A 907-nucleotide genomic window follows, 5' to 3' on the forward strand; every position below is an offset into this window, starting at 1 on the left:
TGGTCGGACAGTCAGCACGATGAGCGCGTCGTCGTAGCGCCCGGAGGCCCGCAGCGCGTCCAGCAGCGTGCCCACCTGCGCGTCCGCCTGCGCGAGCAGCTCGTCGTAGAGCCCCTCCGCGCCCTCGCGGCTCCACGCGCCCTTCGCGCCCGGCGCCACCGGGGCGAAGTGCATGCGCAGCCGGCGCTCCAGCGGCTCGGACGCGGCCACGTAGCGGCGGTAGAACGGATACACCGGGTCGCCCGGGAAGTGCGCGGCCGTGGCGTGGAAGGCGAAGAGCAGCGGCCCCTCCCCCGCCTCCGCCAGCAGCCCGTCCGACAGCCGCCGCGCATAGCCCATGGGGTCATGGATGCCGGCCAGCGCGCGGTTGTCGATGAACTCGGGCACCCACGCGGCGCCCGCGGGGTTGTCCGCGAAGAGGCCCAGCGCCCGGTAGCGCAGCTTCTCCAGCGCGAAGTTGAGCGCGCCGCGCGGAGGCTGCCAGCGCGTGGCGAAGCCGGAGGCCGGGCCCTCGAAGTGGAAGCGCGAGCAGTCCGTGGCGAACACCGTGCGCCATCCCGCGTCCGCGAAGCGCTGCGCGAAGGTGGGCGCCAGCACGAGCCGCGCGTCGGACGTCAGCGGGTAGCGCACGCCCGTGCGGTACGGCCACCGCGCGGTGAGCAGCGAGCGCCACGCGGGCTCCGTCTGCGCCACCGGCGTATAGGCCCGCGTGAAGAGCGTGGCGTCCTGGAGGAAGCGCTCCACCTGGGGCGCCACCCCGTGCCCCGTCGCGCCCAGCCGGTCCGGCCGGAACGCGTCGATGCCGATGAGCACCACCAGCGGCTGCTGGACGGCAAGCTCCGGGCGCCGCACCGTCAGCGCCACCGCCAGCACCACGACGGCGCCCCCACCACCGCCCCCGAAACGC

At 75.4% G+C, this 907-nt stretch carries 1 protein-coding gene; it reads right to left on the bottom strand.

The features are described from left to right. The coding region (locus ACLEQD_RS44400; protein ID WP_410391930.1) for a sulfatase-like hydrolase/transferase at positions 1-907 on the bottom strand (907 nt) is incomplete at both ends.

The sequence above is a fragment of the Corallococcus sp. 4LFB genome (genome assembly GCF_046520365.1).
Taxonomy (GTDB): Bacteria; Myxococcota; Myxococcia; order Myxococcales; family Myxococcaceae; genus Corallococcus; species Corallococcus caeni.